Origin of the sequence: Pseudoalteromonas sp. NZS71_1, from assembly GCF_015864305.1 — a bacterium.
Taxonomy (GTDB): Bacteria; Pseudomonadota; Gammaproteobacteria; order Enterobacterales; family Alteromonadaceae; genus Pseudoalteromonas; species Pseudoalteromonas arctica.
Genome location: NZ_JADYXM010000015.1, coordinates 14923 through 31006, shown reverse-complemented (window position 1 = coordinate 31006; position 16084 = coordinate 14923). Strand labels below are relative to the sequence as shown.

Below are 16084 nucleotides of genomic sequence, written 5' to 3'. Positions count from 1 at the left end.
TGTAAGCAACAGTTTGACTATTCAATTAGTTATTATATTTTGACAATACCAATGTTCGCTTATAGCTCATGGTCGCCTATCAGATGAACTTTAAACCAAGTCCTAATGACTGTAAGCGTTGGTACGAGCTGCTACATTTTAACACTCTCTTCATAGTTTGTTCATACGTGTATTTGCATACTCCTGCTAAATTCTTATTGAATAGGTAACATCATGACTTTAACTAAATCACTTTTAAGCGTAACCGTATTAGCTGTATTACTTTCTGGTTGTGAAATGAATAACACAGGTAAAGGAGCCGCTATAGGCGCCGCAGCCGGAGGTGTATTAGGTAAGGCTACGGGTAATCATAAAGATAAACGTATTTTTATTGGTGCAGCTATTGGTGCACTGGCGGGCGCTGCTGTTGGCGACTACATGGATAAGCAAGAAGAAGCATTTCGTGATGAGTTAGCGGGTTCAGGTGTTGAAGTAGTGCGTGAAGGCGATAACTTACGTTTAGTAATGCCATCAAACATTACGTTTGCGACTGCTCAGTCTTATATTTCATCAGGCTTTAACGATACGTTAGATGCGATTGCTAAAGTAATGAACAAGTACGAAAAAACCTACCTTAGTGTGCAAGGGCATACTGACAGTACGGGTAAAGATAGCTTCAACATGAACCTATCGCGTGAACGCGCACAAAGTGTGAAAGACTACTTAGTGAACCAACAAATTATGGCTACACGTGTTAGCACTATGGGCTATGGCGAAACACGCCCAATTGCAACTAATGATAGTGCAAATGGCCGTGCTCAAAACCGTCGCGTAGAAATTCAGATAGTGCCAAATACCGAAGAATAATTAGTCTTTATTGAACTGTAATTCACACAGTTTTTGATACAACGGGTTACTTGCTAACAACTCTTGGTGAGTACCCGTTGCTATGATTTCCCCATTTTCCATTACTACAATTACATCGGCATGTTTTACCGTTGCCAGCCTATGGGCAATAATTAACGTTGTTCTGTTTTGCATTAAATGCTCAAGTGCAGCTTGTACATGGTGTTCGCTTTGCGCATCCAGCGCGCTGGTGGCTTCATCAAGAAGAAGTATTTCAGGGTCTTTTAATATGGCACGTGCAAGCACAATACGCTGCTTTTGCCCACCCGATAACCTCACACCCTGCTCACCTAAAAAGCTGTTATAACCTTGCGGTAGCTGTTTGATAAATTCATCGGCATGCGCATACTTTGCTGCGGCATATACTTGCTCATCGGTTGCACTTGGGTTGCCGTAGCGGATGTTATGCATTACGTCGGAGCTAAATAAAATAGGGTTTTGCGCTACCATGCCCATTTTATTACGCAGAGTATTAAGCGATAAATCTTTAATGTTTACATCTTTAAACTTAATAGCTCCGCTAGCCGGATCGTAAAAACGTTGTAGCAATTCAAATAACGTTGTTTTACCTGCGCCAGAAGGGCCAACAATTGCCACGGTTTGGCCTTGATTTATATTTAGGCTTATTTTATTAAGCGCGCTTACGTCTGGGCGAGAGGGATAGTTAAAGCTTATATTTTCAAGCGTAATAGCAGGGCTACTACTATCTTTCAGTAAGCTATCGTCTTGTGGATCTAGTGGGTTTTCTATCTCACTTTTAACAGCAAGTAACTCAAGTAACCTTGCCGCCGCGCCTGCTGCACGTTGTAGTTCGCCATATACTTCAGCAACGGTTGCCACCGACATTGCCACCATAATAGCGTAAAACACAAACGCACCTAGCTCACCACCTGTCATGGTACCTGCAAGTACATCGTTGCCACCTACCCATAGCATAGCGCTAATGGCACTAAAGGTTAAAAAAATCACTACAGCTATTAAAAATGAACGTTGCTTAATACGTTTTTTAGCCACGTTAAAGGCTTTTTCGGTCTCAAGCGCAAAGGCATGCTGCTCTTGTGCTTCGTGGCTATAGCTTTGCACTACTTTAATATTTTGTATGATTTCTCCGGCATAGGTACTTATGTCGGCAATGGCATCTTGGCTAGAGCTTGCTAGTTTACGTACCTTGCGACCAAATATCATCATAGGAACAAGTACCAGCGGTACACAGGCTACAACCACTAAAGTAAGTTTTAAATTAGTAAACAACAGCATAGCTAAGCCACCAATCAACATAAGTACACTGCGCAGTGCCATAGAAAATGATGAGCCGATAATTGATTGCAGTAATGTGGTGTCGGTGGTTAAACGCGACATAAGTTCGCCACTGCGGTTTTCTTCAAAGTAGCTAGGGTGTAGCGTAACAATACGATTAAACACGGCTTTTCGAATATCGTTACTGACTCGTTCGCCAATCCACGACATTAAATAAAAACGGCTAAAGGTGCCCACGGCTAATAAACTAATTAAGCCAATGAGCACCAGTACAGCTTGTTGTAATTGATCTTTGGAGCCTGCAATAAACCCATGATCAATAACAAACTTAACCCCCTGACCTAGTGATAAGTTAACACCCGCAGTCACTAACAGTGCAGCTAGCGCAGCTACTACCATCCATTTGTAAGGTTTTATAAAAGCAAAAACAGGTAATAGGCTGCTAAAAGCTGCTTTTTCGGATGCAGAGGTGTTTTTTGACATAGTGGATTCTTTTTAAAGGTTAAGGTATAGATATGGCATCATCGGATTAAAAATCAATAGTATTAAATATCATCAATAAGGAATTGTTATGACAACAAAAATAATAAGCGGTGAATTTACAGTGGCTTTAGCTCCTATTGAAGGTTATGCCAAAGGGCAGCAAGGTATTAACTTAGGACGTATGTCGATCGATAAAACATTTAAAGGTGACTTAAATGCTACAAGCCAAGGCGAGATGCTTAGCGCAATGACGCCAACCCAAGGCAGTGCGGGTTACGTGGCAATAGAGCAAGTGATAGGTGAGCTTGAAGGTAAGCAGGGCAGTTTTGTACTGCAACACTTTGGCACTATGGATAAAGGACAAGACAGTCTTATTTTAAATGTTATTCCTGATTCAGGCACCTATGAGCTAAAAGGGTTAACGGGCAGTATGAAAATACGTATTGAGCAGGGCATTCACTATTACGACTTTGACTACCGCTTATAAAATGGATAACAAACAATGCAAAAAATAGTAGAATTTAAAAGGCGTGGTTTTTTAGTAACGGCATTGATGTAGATGCTTTGAATGAGCGCATATACCACTTAAATCAAGAAGGTTGGAAAGTAATAAGTATAAATACCGCGACTGCTTTTCAAGGCCAAATAACGGCCTATATATTATTAATAGAAAACGATGAACTATAAGGACAAAAATGACATTAGCAGCATGGTTTAGTTTAGTACTTGTATGCATGATGGGTGCAATGTCGCCAGGCCCAAGCCTTGCAGTTGTACTAAAGCATACAATGAGTGGCGGAATGAAAAACGGTATGCTTGCTGCACTTAGCCATGGCGTGGGTGTTGGGCTTTATGCGGCAGCTTCGTTACTTGGTTTGGGGACATTGATGGCTCAGTTTCCAACGGTATACCAAGTACTTGTATATTTAGGCGCTGGGTATTTAGCTTATTTAGGTTTAAAAATACTATTAGCAAAACCCAATAATGACGAACTGCAAGTACAAAAAAGTGAGATAAGCGCAACTAAAGCGTTGCAAGATGGATTCGCCATTGCGTTTTTAAACCCTAAATTGGCAATTTTCTTTTTAGCGTTGTTTTCGCAGTTTATAGACCCGCAAAATCTCACTTTAAGCATTGGCATTATTATGTGCTTAACCGTGTTTGTAATTGATACAGGTTGGTATTTACTAGTTGCAGTACTTACTGAGGTTTCAAAAAATCGCTTTGGTTTTACTAAGCAGAACCCGTGGCTTGATAAAATACTGGGGGTTGTGTTTATTGCTCTTGCTATAAAAGTCGTTATTAGTTTGTAAGATTGAGTAGAGATTATTGAAGTTTGCAGAGTGTATTTGTAGTTATATAGATAAAGGATTAAAACAATGACAAAACATATTTTAAAAAGTGCATCTTTCGACCCGAAGGTTCAGCAATACTGGATGCTAATGGCCGCTTTTTTTAGTGTACTAGCGCTGGTGACTATTCCGTTGTTACCCATTGTTTTAGCGATTGTATGGCTGGTGGGCGGGCGAATACTCGCAGCTATGTCGGCTGACTTATTACCACAAAAATTGGTAGTTAAACGTGGCATATTATTTAAAGAAGAAAAATCTATTCCGCTTGAAAAAATAACCGATGTTGGATTAAGCCAAGGGCCGCTCATGCGAATTTTTGGATTATATCGTTTAAGCTTTGAAACAGCTGGGCAGTCAGGAAATGGCGCTTTAGTGTCTTTGCTTGGTGTGGTTAATGCGAGTGAGTTTAGAGAGGCGATACTTGAGCAAAAAGATGTATTGGCTAATCAAGGTAAAACGTCGCAGCAGGCAACAGAGCAAAGTGAGAAAGAGCTACTGAGAGCACTTACTTATAGTGTTAAAAATATTGAGCAGATGCTACTTGTTTTAGTTGATCAAAGGCAGCAAAAGTAACCTGTTTTAAACTTGTAATACTTATAAGGATGTTTTTATGAATACGGATATAAAAAATATATTTAATAATTATCCTGAGGCAGCTAAAAGTACGCTTATACAATTACGAGAGTTAATTTATACCGTAGCACAAGAGCAAAACTTAGGAGCTGTTGAAGAGTCTTTAAAGTGGGGAGAGCCAAGTTATAACACAATAAATGGCAGCCCCATTCGCGTAGGCTTAAAGGGCTCATCGTGTTATTTGTTTTTTCATTGCCAATCAAAGCTAGTAAGCACATTTAGAGAGTTGTACTCTCATAATCTTACCTTTGAAGGAAATAGAGCAATAGTGTTAAATAGTGAAAAGCCATTACCAGAACACCCAGTTAAAGAGTGTATTAAATTAGCACTGACTTATCACAGCGTTAAACACCTACCTTTGTTAGGCGCATAATTATAAGTACTTAGTAGATACTTAAAATACGCTACATATTTGGTTTGCGTCACAGGTAATAACAGTCACGTTTTCATAACCCACACGCGTTAATGCTTCTGCTCCCAACGTTGCGCGTGCACCACTTGCGCAGTGCACGTAAATAGGGCGAGCTGCGTCTTTTTCTATTTCCATTAGTTTCATCTCGAGTAATCCACGCGGAATATTTATAGCGCCGGAAGCCGATTTTGTCGCGTGCTCTGCAGGTTCTCGCACATCAATAAGTAAACCTTTATTTTTTTCAAGCTCGAGTTTTGCTTGCGCTGCGTCAATACGGCGTTGGTTAGGTGTGATAATTTTTAGTAAATCAGGGATTGATGTAAGCATTAGTTTGTAAATCCTCTTTTTCTTAAAAAAGACATTAATGGGTGCTACTTGGTATAAGTAGGTTGAATTGAGTTAATACTTATAAATAACGTTAAAAACTGAAAGCTACTTTATATAAAGTAACTTAATAGTGCGGATACTGCTACAGCACTTCCGCCGATTAATAAAATGGCATCGCTAGTTTCATGGCCATCTTAATATTAGTAAAACCTAATGTTAATTATATTAGAACTTACTAATGTAAAAGTCTATACTTAAAAAGGTATCAAAAAGAGAAATAATAAAATGAATATTGAACAACTAGCTGTCAACGCAGAGCAAGCCGAACAGTTTTTAAAATTAATGGCTAACAAAAATCGCTTAATGATTTTATGTAGTTTATTACAAGGTGAGCAAAGTGTAGGTGAGCTAAATAAAAATGTACCTTTAGCGCAGTCGGCGCTATCTCAGCATTTAGCAAGTTTACGCAAGGCAGATATGGTTGCTACTCGCAGAGAAGGGCACACTATTTATTACTCATTGACCGATCCAAAAGTTGAGTCGATCATTGCTTTGCTATATGAGTGGTTTTGCCGACAAGAAGATACTAAATAAACGTAGCTATTTCATCGAGTGATTTTTTATCCAGTGCATGAGCCGGTATTGTTGCATCATCATTTGGGTAGCCTGCAATAAGTAGCATGTATGGGCGTTCATTATCTCTATCGCGATTACATATGTCGGTTAAAAAGCTCATTGGCTTTGGAGTATGAGTAAGGGTTGCCAAACCACTGCGGTGCAAAGCTTGAATTAAAAAGCCGGTAGCTAAACCAACAGACTCATGCACATAATAATTCGTATTTTTATCATCGGTGCTTACACCGCCCTTTTTTTGACTAAATACAGCTATAAGCCAAGGTGCATGCTCTAAATAAGGTTTATTGGCGTCGGTACCTAACGGCTTTAGCGCATCTAACCATTCTTCACCTGCTCTGCCTTCGTAAAAAGAACGCTCTAGCTTTTCGGCGGCTTCTCTTATTTGTTTTTTTACATCGCTACTGTTTATAGCCACAAAATGCCAAGGCTGATGATTCGCTCCACTAGGTGCTGTGCCAGCTGCTTTTATACATGCTTCAATAATATTTTTTGGTACTGGGCGATCGCTAAAGCTACGAATGCTATGGCGGCGTTGGCTGGTTTGTAAAAACTCGTTAGCACGATTTAGCATTTCGTCGTGTGAATATTCTATAAAGTCATTTAACGGCTGGCTTTGGTGATCTTGCATGGCTTTTCGCTTCTTATAAAAAGTATATGTGGTTTTTATACCGAGTGAATACAGTGCAGGCAAGTGTTATGAGTTTAAATTATGTTTATTTGTTGTTACAAATTTAACTAACAAGTAACTTATGTTCCTGTTTTTCTTGTGATATAAAACATTATAAAAATAATTACTCATATTCAAGGAAGTAAAAATGCTATCAATAACTGGGTTATCTAAAACCTACGATAACGGCGTACATGCACTACAAGGTGTTGATTTATCTATCGGTAAAGGGATGTTTGGATTGCTTGGGCCAAATGGCGCAGGTAAATCATCGCTTATGCGTACCATTGCAACGCTGCAGTCGGCTGATTCAGGTTCAATTACTTTTGATGGCATTGATGTATTTAAAGACCCACAAGCTTTGCGTCAGCGTTTAGGTTACTTACCACAAGATTTTGGTGTGTACCCGCGTGTTAGTGCCTACGATTTGCTAGATCATATGGCTGTTTTAAAGGGGATTCATAATAAAGCCGAGCGTAAAGAGTCGGTTGAAGGATTACTTGCACACACTAATTTATATCAACATCGCTCAAAAGCGGTAAGTGGCTTTTCGGGCGGTATGCGTCAGCGTTTTGGTATTGCACAGGCATTACTGGGCGACCCTGATTTACTAATAGTTGATGAGCCAACAGCGGGGCTAGACCCAGAGGAACGTAATCGTTTCCATAACTTATTAGTAAGCTTAGGCGAGCAAAAAGTAGTTATATTATCGACCCATATCGTTGAAGATGTTGCAGAGCTTTGCCCAAATATGGCGGTGTTGGCTGGCGGTAAGATTTTACTAGAAGGTAACCCAATAGCGCTTACCGATAAGCTCCAAGGACAAATTTGGCGCAAAGCCATGAGCCAAGAAGAAGCGCAAGAACTTGAGCCACAATTACCGGTTATTTCTAAGCGCCTATTTGCAGGGAAAACAATTTTACATGTAATAGCAGAGCAAGCCCCACAAGGGTTTGAAGCAAGTAATGCAAATTTAGAAGATGTGTATTTTTCTACTCTGCTTAATCATCGTAACAGCCAAGTAGCATAAGGAGGCGTTATGTTTTTTAATATGCTCGCGTTTGAGCTGCGTTATTTCGCGCGTCAGCCTTCGTTTTATGTGACCTCATTAATCTTCTTTTTTATGGCGTTTTTTATAAGCTCTAGTAGTAAGTTCCCGTTAGGTGGGGCGAATGTTCATATGAACTCGCCTTTCTCTATTATGCTTTTAACCGTTACATTTTGTACACTCGCTATGTTTTTAGTGGTTAACTTTGTTGCCAGCTCTGCTATTCGCAACAGTGAAAGCAAAATGGATGAGCTGGTTTTTAGTAAGCCTGTTAATCCTGTGCCTTATCAAGCAGGGCGTTTTTTTGGTTCTTACTTAGTTGTACTTATTGTGTTTTTAAGCGTGCCATTGGGTGTGTTTTTAGGGTCGCAATTTGGTTTATTAGTTGGCTGGCTCGATGGCGAATTGATTGGTCCTAATAAGCTAATGTACTACGCTGCGCCTTATCTTTATTTAGCAGTGCCAAGTTTACTGGTGCTTTCGGCTATTTTTAATAGTGTAGCGGTCTATTTTAAAACCATGATGTCGGTGTATGTAGCAGCTGTTGTGATTTTTATAGCCTATCAAATTGCCGGCGTTTACTTTGATGATTTAGCATTTAGAAATATTGTTGTTTACGCCGACCCATTTGGCTCTGGTTCGTTAATTGATTTAACACGTTATTGGACTGTAAATGATAAAAACACAGAAGTGCTAACGCTCACAGGTGACCTTTTAGTTAACCGTATATTGTGGGTGGCAATCAGTGTTGCAATGTTTTTTGGCCTTGGAAAGCTAAGCAATCGCATAGTAACTAAAAAACAGAAGAAGCAATTTAAAGTCTCTGCTTTTGTACAAAATAAACAAGCTGCACTTATCAATAGTGCTAAAAATTATAAATCAGCGGGGGTTAGTACTAAATCTCAGCTAATAATGCGCAGTATATTCGAACTTAAACAAGTTATATTTAGTGCTCCTTTTATGATTTTAGCGGGTGTAAGCATTGTAACGCTTATGATCCCTCTGTTTGCGCCTATTGGTGCTTATGGCACTACTAACTGGCCTTTAACTCAGAATATGGTAAATGTTATTAGTGGTATTTCCGGTTTATTTTTGTTTGTTATTATCGCTTTTTATAGTGCTGAGCTTGTGTGGCGAGAGCGACAAAGTGGCATGGGCGATATTGTTGACAGCTTTCCTGTACATAACAGTGTTTTTTGGGTGTCAAAAATACTGGCTTTAATCGCCGCTATTTCTGGGTTGTTCCTCGTGGGAATGATACTCACAATTACAGTTCAGTTATTTAAAGGTCAATTTAATTTAGAGCTAGGACAGTATTTATTTAGGATTGTTTATTTATCGATTTTACCGTTAATTATGCTGACGGTACTCGCCTTCTTTTTACAAATTATTAGCCCGAATAAATATGTAGGAATGGGCTTGTTTATTTTGTATTACATAGCGCAAAAAGTGATGGGTTCTTATGGGTTTGAGCACCATATGTATCACTTTTCGCAAAGCAGTAGCGTACCGTATTCTGATATAAATGGTTATGGGCACTTTTTACAAGGCGCGCATTGGTACACATTGTATTGGGGTGCGTTAAGTCTTGTTTTAGCGATTGTTGGGTTTGCGTTATGGCATCGTGGTCCTTCACAAACGCTGCGCACACGCCTGTCTATGCTTCGTTATAATATGTCGTTAAAAGGGCAAGCGGTTGCGGTTATTAGTGCATTAGTGTTTGTTGGTGCAGGCTACAATATTTATAACAACACAAGAGTTTTGAACGAGTTTACTACGAGCGATGAGTTTCAAGACAAGCAAATAAGTTATGAGCAGCAGTTTGCACAATACAAAGACTTAGCACTACCTATGGTGACCGATGTTGACTTAACTGTTGATATTTTTCCAAAAAAGCGTGCTTTAAGTGCTGTGGCAAAAATTAAATTTACCAATACATCTAACGAGCCAATTACGCGAGTGTTAATAAGCTCACCTCAACACGCTAAAAGTTGGGATGTAGCCATGGCAGGCGGTAAGATAGTTGAAAAATTACCAGCGCTTTATTCAGCATGGTTTGAGTTTGAGCAGCCGCTTATGCCAAACGAAATAAGAGAAGGGCAACTGTCGGTTACTCGCGATCACAAAGGCTTTACTGATCAAGGTTCTGATACACAATTAGTTGCCAATGGCACTTTTATTAATAACTTTGAACTCCTCCCTAGCTTTGGTTATAGCCGTGGTTTACAGGTAGCTGATAAATTTGAACGCCGTAAGCATGATTTACCAGAACTTGAACGTGCCCATAAGCTAGAAGCCAGTCAGTACTATACACAAAGTAATTTTGGTGCAGCTAATGGGTTTATTAACTTTAAGGCAACGGTAACAACCGACGAGTCGCAATTTGCTATTACCCCAGGGTATTTACAAAGTGAAAGTGTAAAAGACGGGCGCCGCACTTTTGTTTATGAAATGGATGCGCCTATTTTAAACTTTTATGCGGTGCTTTCGGCAGAGCTTGAAAGTAAAAAGGTTGAACATAATGGGGTAAATATTGAGGTGTATTACCACAAAAATCATGCATGGAATATTGACCGTATGATTGAGTCAGTACAAGACTCGATAGATTACTTTACACAAGCATTTGGGCCGTATCAGCATAAACAGCTACGTATTATTGAGTTTCCTAAGTATCGCTCGTTTGCACAAAGTTTTGCCAATACAGTCCCTTACTCAGAAAGCATGGGGTTTATTACAGACTTAAGAGATGAGAGTAAAGTTGACTACCCTTACTATGTTACCGCACATGAAGTAGCGCACCAGTGGTGGGGGCATCAAGTGTCGGGAGCAAATGTTGAGGGGAGCGCAGTTATTTCTGAAACGCTTTCACAGTATAGTGCGCTTATGGTGCTAAAAAAACGCTTTGGCGGCGAGAAGCTACGTAAGTTTTTAAAATATGAGCTTGATAGGTACTTAATAGGGCGTACAGGGGAAGCCTTTGAAGAAATGCCACTATATAAAACGCAGTCTCAACAATATCTTCATTACAATAAAGGATCAGTTGTGATGATGGCGATTTATGATCGTTTAGGTGAAAAACGTTTAAATGATGCACTCAAATCATTTTTAAATGAATTTCAGTACCAATCAACACCATACCCAACTACGCTTGATTTACTTAGCTATTTAAAACAAGACGCAACGCAAGCAGAACAAAGTTTTATTGACGATCAGTTTAAATATATCACCTTGTATGAGCTTGAGATGAAAGATGTTTCAGTTACAGATAGCGCTGATAGTGATGGCTTTTATAGCGTTACGCTAAACATTGAAGCCATTAAACAGCGTGCGGATGGCCAAGGTGAAGAAACCGAGCAGCCGCTCGATGAGCTAATTGATATTGCATTATTTAGCGACGACCCTGAAAACTTACTAGCTGAAGACTTTGTTATTTACTCGCAAAAGCATCAAATAGTGTCTGGTACCAATACTATTGAGCTAAAAGTAAAAGAAAAACCATTATTTGCGGGGGTAGATCCTTACATTAAGCTGGTCGACAAAGACAGTAAAAATAATTTAGCTAAATTCTAACGTCTATTTATTTACTAACCACTTAAGTTTACTACTTTAAGGGCCGCATTTATGCGGCCTTTATGTGTAATAAACTGTATAAAACTTCATAGCGTTTCTACATATTCCCCACAGCTTTTTACGCTAATATTTTATGTTCTCTTATAAAGTTACCTTACTGGTATTTAGTTTATAAGGAAGAGTATGAAACCATTAATTATAGGGGCGATAGCATTAAGCCTCAGTGCTTGTTCTGCGGTAACCATTCAGCCACAGGCAACAGCAAAAATAACGAGCCAAGCTAATTTCGAAGATAGCCGCCCATTTTATTTATGGGGGTTAGTGGGTGAGCAGCGGGTAGACGTAAAACAAATATGTTCAAATACACCGGTTATTCAAATGCAGTCACAACAAACGTTTAGCGATGGAGCGCTGAGTTTAATTACGCTTGGAATATACTCGCCCCATACCATTAAAGTGTGGTGCCAAGAGCAAATACTAGGGGAGACATTATGAGCATCAAGCTATTTGCAGCCGGTTGCACACTGATTATTTTAACGGGGTGTACAAATATTTACTTTGATAACGGTATACAGAGAAAAGTAAGCAATAAAACGCTAAAAAGCTCACAGTGGCATCATAATTTTGCACTTGCGTTGTACGAGGGATCAGAGCCGTTAGATTTAACAACACATTGCCCACAAGGGGAGTGGCAAAGCGTTCATACGTATAAATCGTTTACTAATGGTTTAGCTGAGGTGGTTGTGAATCAAATCGGCCCAGCTTGGTACCCTAAAACAGTAGAAGTACAATGTAATAAGGTACCATTTAAAGCTAAATAATTATTTAAACTAGTTATTCATAACGCAGTGCATCTATAGGGTTTAGTCTTGCTGCTTTAATAGCAGGGGCTAAACCAAATATAATCCCAATCATTGATGTAAATCCGAACGATAGTATTACAGCCCATGCTGGTATATATGCATCAGGCATACTAGGGACTAAAAACGAAATAAGCCCTGCGGCGCCATATCCTATAATGAGTCCTATTAAACCACCAAAGAGTGAAAGCACAACGGCTTCAACTAAAAACTGCAGCATAATAAAACCAGGTGTTGCGCCTAGTGCTTTTAATGTACCAATAACGCGTGTGCGTTCAGTTACCGACACTAGCATTATATTCATAACACCAATACCGCCAACAAGTAAGCTTATTCCAACAATACCAGCAGTAATAGCAGTAGCGCTGCTGGTAAATTTATCTATTTGGGCACGAGATTTTTCAGCGGTTTCAAATTCAAAGTCGTTTTCATCTTTCTCTTTTAGTTTATGTAGTTGGCGCAATACACGGGTTATTTTTGCAAGCACTTGTTCTTCGTTAGTACCTTCATTCAGCCTAAACATAATTTGCACATTAGTTTGTGTACTTCCGCCTTCTAAAGCACTCATGGTACTAATTGGAATATTAATGTAATCGTCTTGGTCAAAACCAAATAAGCTACCTTGTTTTTCAGCAACGCCAATAATTCTAAACCATTCACCACCTAGCTTTATATATTCACCTACTGGGTTTTCAGGAAGGTTTAGCTTTTCTATGATTGAAGGGCCGATAAATGCGACCCTTCTTCGCTTATCATCGTCCTCAGCACGAATAAAGCGACCAAGTTCAGGATAAGTACGATACGCTTTTTGATAGTCTTGCTCAGTACCGATAACACGCGATGAGTGGCTTTTATTTCCATACTCAGCTCCCCCCGAAAAGCGCCAGGTAAACATTAGGGCAGTTAGCGTTTCTGCTTCTTTTATACGCGACTTTAAAGCTAAAAAATCGTCGTAGGTAAGCTTGGCATTTTTACCAACCATTTCGAGTTCAATACTGGTGTAAGGCTTTATTGTTGTTACATCTGGCGACATATCAGCAAGTTGATCGTTTATTTGCTTTGTAAAACCCTGCATTACTGCAACGACAGTAACTACGGCGGCAACACCAATAATAATGCCCAAGCAAGTCAGTGCGCTGCGCATTGCATTAGCTTTAATAGCTGAAAAAGCGGCTTTAGTGCCTTCCATTATGGCAAGAGCTGATTTAAACATGTTGCTTGATTCCTTCATCTTTAGTTACATCACTTACCACTTTACCGTCCACTAAACGAATTACGCGTTGGCAATGATCGGCAATTTCTTGCTCATGTGTTACTAAAATAATAGTGTGACCTTCGTTATGCAGCTCATCAAACAAATCCATAATTTCGCGGGTCGTTTTACTATCAAGATTACCTGTGGGTTCATCTCCTAATAATATATGTGGTTTTGTGACTAAAGCGCGGGCAATAGCAACACGTTGACGTTGCCCGCCCGATAGCTGGCTAGATAAATGATTAACTTTATCACCGAGACCTACCCGCTTTAGTGCTTCTAGAGCTTGTTGCTTGCGTTGTTTACTAGGAATAAAGCGATATACTAAAGGCTGCATTACATTTTCTAGTGCGGTTGCACGTGGTATTAAATTAAAGCTTTGAAATATAAACCCGACACTTTCATTACGCTGATGAGCAAGCTCTGTCTCGGTCATACTTTTTACTAGTTTATCTTTTAAGTAGTATTCGCCACTGCTGGGTGTATCTAAACAGCCTAGTAAGTTCATTAAGGTCGACTTGCCTGAACCAGAAGGTCCTATAATCGCCACGTATTCGTTTTGCATTATATGTACGTTTACATCATCAAGTGCCTTAAATACCTCTGAGCCCATTTTGTATTGTTTATTAATATGCTCTAGCTTGATTACCGCAGACATTAGGCTTCTTCCTTGTCTGCATCTGATTTAAGTTTTACCACATCACCTTCAGTCAAAAGACTTACTGGGCGCGCAGGGCCAATAACTATTTTGTCGCCCTCATTTAAGCCGTCAGTAATTGCTTGCTCTATATCAGATGATATTCCAACAGTTACAGCAATTTTGCTAACTGTGTTGTCACTATTTAGTCGCCATACAAATGTTTTATCGTCTTCTTTTTGGATTGCCTCTATTGGAAGTTTTAGACCATTTTCGGCAATGCTTGTTGCGATCTCTGCTCTACAACTCATTCCTGCATATAGCTGGCGCTCAGTAGTATCGAGTAATACTTTTACTTTAAATGATAAACCTTGAGAGCCTGCTTGGTTTTTAGCTGAAGTACCAATATTGATTACTGTGCCGCTAAATGGTTTATTAGGGTATGCGGCAGCATAAATATTCGCTTTTTGGTTAAGCTTAATACTCGCAATGTCGGTTTCATCAACACGCAGCTCGGCTAAAATAGCGCTAGGATCGGCTACTAACATCAAATCAGAACCAATAATATTAGTAGTACCGGCTATAACGGTTTCACCTTCTTTAATATTTACAGATGCAAGCAAGCCGCTCATTGGAGCTCTAAATACACTTTTACTTAAGCGATCTTGCGCAATTTGTAATGATGCTTGTGCTTGGTTGTACGACTCTATTCGTGATTCAATATCGATTTTAGCTAGATCGCGTGCGCTTTCAATATTCTCGTAGCTCTCTTGATTACCTAAACCGACATCGTATAAGTCTTTTTGTCTTTTAAGTTGGCGCTCTAGGTTAGCAAGGCGTGTTTTATTGTGTTTAATTTCAATTTCTGTGGCGCGAAGGATTGCTTTACTACGGGTAACTTCTGATTCAAAAGCAGTTGTATCAAGGCGCATTAACATATCGCCTTGTTTCACTCCTTGGCCTTCTTGAACAAATATTTTATCTACTCGGCCTGTCACTTCAGAGCGTAATTGCACTTGTGTATTAAAAACTAAATTACCTGAAGCCATTATTGAGTCAGCAATGTCGCCAAGCTCTACTTGAGCAATATTTACTTCGGCTTGTTTTTCATCGCCAGAGATTTGCTTTGACACAATTAGGGCTATAAATGCGCCTACAGCGAGTGTGATGATTATTGCTTTTTTCATTTTTATCTATCCGTGAATTAAGTAATGCGGAGGCAATACATACCCCCATCTAGTGGTTACATTGCTGCAATGACTGCCCAAATACCAAAAATAATGATTGAAGGAAGTGCAGAGAATAGGAGTGCTTTGTTAGTTGAAAAATTAGTCCAGCATTTTAAGCCGATCATTCCCAGTGCAATGCTCCAAAAGCTAAATAAGTTTATTGATTCTAATAAGCTATAAAAAGGATGGCCAATTTCAAGTCCTATTATTAATTGGTTAATAGATGCGTAGCTAAATACGGCTTGTTGAGATATTTGATCTGTACTTGCACTTAGTACAAGAGCTATTGTGCCTAGGCTTGAAATAACAACTGGCATCATTGTCCAGGTAGAGAATCCATACCAAGCTCCGTAGCTATGTTCTGATTCAGGATCTTGTTTAGCCACAAGCATATAATAAAGTGCCATGAGTGCATTCATGATAGCCAGCGCAATTACGCCGCCAAACAGAGCAAACCAAATTTGGTTTTCTGCATTTAGCTCTATACTTTGACGAATTGCTTTTTGCTCGCCAATTGTTGCATCTATACTTGATGCTGCTACTTGCTCATTAATCAAAAACTGCATATCAACACTAGAGTAAAAAATATAAACACTAGCGATACTAGCAAGGGTAATACATATAAATGCTAACCACGACCAACCTTTGGCGTGTTCAACACCATTGAAAGCTTTACTAGGATTTATATAAATATCGAGTAGGGCGCTAAAAGCGTTAGGTGATTTCATTATTATTCCTTTATACCTATTTTATGGCTAGGCAGTTATAAATGCCCAGTGACTAGGTAATAGAATAAAGGAAAATGTATGTATTGTTTTTATTCAATTGTAACG

General features: G+C 39.3%; 17 protein-coding genes. 10 read left to right on the top strand and 7 right to left on the bottom strand.

The window, feature by feature from the left end; all coding sequences use genetic code 11:
• The first annotated feature begins 213 nt into the window (after positions 1-213).
• Positions 214-846, top strand: a complete 633-nt coding sequence (locus I6F43_RS17050) for an OmpA family protein (protein WP_197103286.1) — start codon at positions 214-216, stop codon at positions 844-846.
• Here I6F43_RS17050 and I6F43_RS17045 read toward each other — a convergent pair whose 3' ends face one another.
• The gene (locus I6F43_RS17045; RefSeq protein WP_197103284.1) at positions 847-2625 is read right to left on the bottom strand and encodes an ABC transporter transmembrane domain-containing protein; all 1779 of its coding nucleotides are present in this window, start codon (positions 2623-2625) and stop codon (positions 847-849) included.
• 88 nt (positions 2626-2713) lie between these two features.
• Here I6F43_RS17045 and I6F43_RS17040 point away from each other — a divergent pair, with 88 nt between their 5' ends.
• The 4 genes from I6F43_RS17040 to I6F43_RS17025 all read left to right on the top strand — a co-directional run bounded on the left by I6F43_RS17040 (position 2714) and on the right by I6F43_RS17025 (position 4983).
• Positions 2714-3112, top strand: a complete 399-nt coding sequence (locus I6F43_RS17040) for a DUF3224 domain-containing protein (protein WP_197103282.1) — start codon at positions 2714-2716, stop codon at positions 3110-3112.
• A 208-nt stretch (positions 3113-3320) separates the two neighbouring features.
• Entirely contained in the window at positions 3321-3938 is a 618-nt protein-coding gene (locus I6F43_RS17035) for a LysE family translocator (RefSeq protein WP_197103280.1), read from the top strand.
• Between the two features lie 66 nt (positions 3939-4004).
• A complete protein-coding gene (locus I6F43_RS17030; protein WP_197103278.1) occupies positions 4005-4550 on the top strand; it encodes a PH domain-containing protein in 546 nt (181 codons plus the stop codon).
• Positions 4551-4587: 37 nt separating this feature from the next.
• Entirely contained in the window at positions 4588-4983 is a 396-nt protein-coding gene (locus I6F43_RS17025; RefSeq protein WP_007584614.1) for a DUF1801 domain-containing protein, read from the top strand.
• Between the two features lie 21 nt (positions 4984-5004).
• Here the strand turns inward: I6F43_RS17025 and I6F43_RS17020 are convergent, their stop codons facing one another.
• On the bottom strand, positions 5005-5349 hold the full coding sequence (locus tag I6F43_RS17020) for a rhodanese-like domain-containing protein (protein ID WP_197103276.1): 345 nt from the start codon (positions 5347-5349) through the stop codon (positions 5005-5007).
• A gap of 285 nt (positions 5350-5634) precedes the next feature.
• Between I6F43_RS17020 and I6F43_RS17015 the strand changes: the two genes are divergently transcribed.
• The gene (locus tag I6F43_RS17015) at positions 5635-5943 is read left to right on the top strand and encodes an ArsR/SmtB family transcription factor (protein ID WP_121955058.1); all 309 of its coding nucleotides are present in this window, start codon (positions 5635-5637) and stop codon (positions 5941-5943) included.
• Here the strand turns inward: I6F43_RS17015 and I6F43_RS17010 are convergent.
• Complete coding sequence (locus tag I6F43_RS17010) at positions 5936-6613, bottom strand: nitroreductase family protein (protein ID WP_197103275.1); 678 nt, start codon at positions 6611-6613, stop codon at positions 5936-5938. The two genes, I6F43_RS17015 and I6F43_RS17010, sit on opposite strands and share 8 nt — an antisense overlap.
• A gap of 187 nt (positions 6614-6800) precedes the next feature.
• Between I6F43_RS17010 and I6F43_RS17005 the strand changes: the two genes are divergently transcribed.
• The 4 genes from I6F43_RS17005 (at position 6801) to I6F43_RS16990 (ending at position 12091) form a co-directional block, all read left to right on the top strand.
• A complete protein-coding gene (locus tag I6F43_RS17005) occupies positions 6801-7682 on the top strand; it encodes an ABC transporter ATP-binding protein (protein ID WP_007584623.1) in 882 nt (293 codons plus the stop codon).
• A 9-nt stretch (positions 7683-7691) separates the two neighbouring features.
• Complete coding sequence (locus tag I6F43_RS17000; protein WP_197103274.1) at positions 7692-11270, top strand: ABC transporter permease/M1 family aminopeptidase; 3579 nt, start codon at positions 7692-7694, stop codon at positions 11268-11270.
• Positions 11271-11453: 183 nt separating this feature from the next.
• Positions 11454-11765 (top strand): Bor family protein, encoded by a 312-nt coding sequence (locus I6F43_RS16995; RefSeq protein WP_101163388.1) that lies wholly within the window; start codon positions 11454-11456, stop codon positions 11763-11765.
• Entirely contained in the window at positions 11762-12091 is a 330-nt protein-coding gene (locus I6F43_RS16990; RefSeq protein ID WP_197103273.1) for a Bor/Iss family lipoprotein, read from the top strand. The genes I6F43_RS16995 and I6F43_RS16990 overlap by 4 nt, the downstream gene beginning before the upstream one ends.
• Before the next feature lie 13 nt (positions 12092-12104).
• On the opposite strand, the gene I6F43_RS16985 is transcribed toward I6F43_RS16990, so the two are convergent.
• From I6F43_RS16985 to I6F43_RS16970, 4 genes are read right to left on the bottom strand one after another with little or no spacing between them, the layout of a single operon-like run.
• Positions 12105-13343, bottom strand: coding sequence for an ABC transporter permease (locus I6F43_RS16985; protein WP_101216074.1), 1239 nt, complete (start codon positions 13341-13343; stop codon positions 12105-12107).
• Entirely contained in the window at positions 13336-14043 is a 708-nt protein-coding gene (locus tag I6F43_RS16980; protein ID WP_024594267.1) for an ABC transporter ATP-binding protein, read from the bottom strand. The genes I6F43_RS16985 and I6F43_RS16980 overlap by 8 nt, the downstream gene beginning before the upstream one ends.
• Positions 14043-15209, bottom strand: a complete 1167-nt coding sequence (locus I6F43_RS16975; RefSeq protein ID WP_024595210.1) for an efflux RND transporter periplasmic adaptor subunit — start codon at positions 15207-15209, stop codon at positions 14043-14045. The genes I6F43_RS16980 and I6F43_RS16975 overlap by 1 nt, the downstream gene beginning before the upstream one ends.
• A 56-nt stretch (positions 15210-15265) precedes the next feature.
• On the bottom strand, positions 15266-15979 hold the full coding sequence (locus I6F43_RS16970; protein WP_024594265.1) for a YIP1 family protein: 714 nt from the start codon (positions 15977-15979) through the stop codon (positions 15266-15268).
• Positions 15980-16084 lie beyond the last annotated feature (105 nt).

Bases quoted from the DNA above. Each gene is read 5' to 3' on its own strand.
- I6F43_RS17005 (WP_007584623.1), top strand. From the start codon at position 6,801: ATGCTATCAATAACTGGGTTATCTAAAACCTACGATAACGGCGTACAT.
- I6F43_RS17045 (WP_197103284.1), bottom strand. From the start codon at position 2,625: ATGTCAAAAAACACCTCTGCATCCGAAAAAGCAGCTTTTAGCAGCCTA.
- I6F43_RS16985 (WP_101216074.1), bottom strand. From the start codon at position 13,343: ATGTTTAAATCAGCTCTTGCCATAATGGAAGGCACTAAAGCCGCTTTT.
- I6F43_RS17050 (WP_197103286.1), top strand. From the start codon at position 214: ATGACTTTAACTAAATCACTTTTAAGCGTAACCGTATTAGCTGTATTA.
- I6F43_RS17010 (WP_197103275.1), bottom strand. From the start codon at position 6,613: ATGCAAGATCACCAAAGCCAGCCGTTAAATGACTTTATAGAATATTCA.
- I6F43_RS17000 (WP_197103274.1), top strand. From the start codon at position 7,692: ATGTTTTTTAATATGCTCGCGTTTGAGCTGCGTTATTTCGCGCGTCAG.
- I6F43_RS17030 (WP_197103278.1), top strand. From the start codon at position 4,005: ATGACAAAACATATTTTAAAAAGTGCATCTTTCGACCCGAAGGTTCAG.
- I6F43_RS16975 (WP_024595210.1), bottom strand. From the start codon at position 15,209: ATGAAAAAAGCAATAATCATCACACTCGCTGTAGGCGCATTTATAGCC.
- I6F43_RS17035 (WP_197103280.1), top strand. From the start codon at position 3,321: ATGACATTAGCAGCATGGTTTAGTTTAGTACTTGTATGCATGATGGGT.
- I6F43_RS17025 (WP_007584614.1), top strand. From the start codon at position 4,588: ATGAATACGGATATAAAAAATATATTTAATAATTATCCTGAGGCAGCT.
- I6F43_RS16970 (WP_024594265.1), bottom strand. From the start codon at position 15,979: ATGAAATCACCTAACGCTTTTAGCGCCCTACTCGATATTTATATAAAT.
- I6F43_RS16990 (WP_197103273.1), top strand. From the start codon at position 11,762: ATGAGCATCAAGCTATTTGCAGCCGGTTGCACACTGATTATTTTAACG.
- I6F43_RS17020 (WP_197103276.1), bottom strand. From the start codon at position 5,349: ATGCTTACATCAATCCCTGATTTACTAAAAATTATCACACCTAACCAA.
- I6F43_RS17015 (WP_121955058.1), top strand. From the start codon at position 5,635: ATGAATATTGAACAACTAGCTGTCAACGCAGAGCAAGCCGAACAGTTT.
- I6F43_RS17040 (WP_197103282.1), top strand. From the start codon at position 2,714: ATGACAACAAAAATAATAAGCGGTGAATTTACAGTGGCTTTAGCTCCT.
- I6F43_RS16995 (WP_101163388.1), top strand. From the start codon at position 11,454: ATGAAACCATTAATTATAGGGGCGATAGCATTAAGCCTCAGTGCTTGT.
- I6F43_RS16980 (WP_024594267.1), bottom strand. From the start codon at position 14,043: ATGTCTGCGGTAATCAAGCTAGAGCATATTAATAAACAATACAAAATG.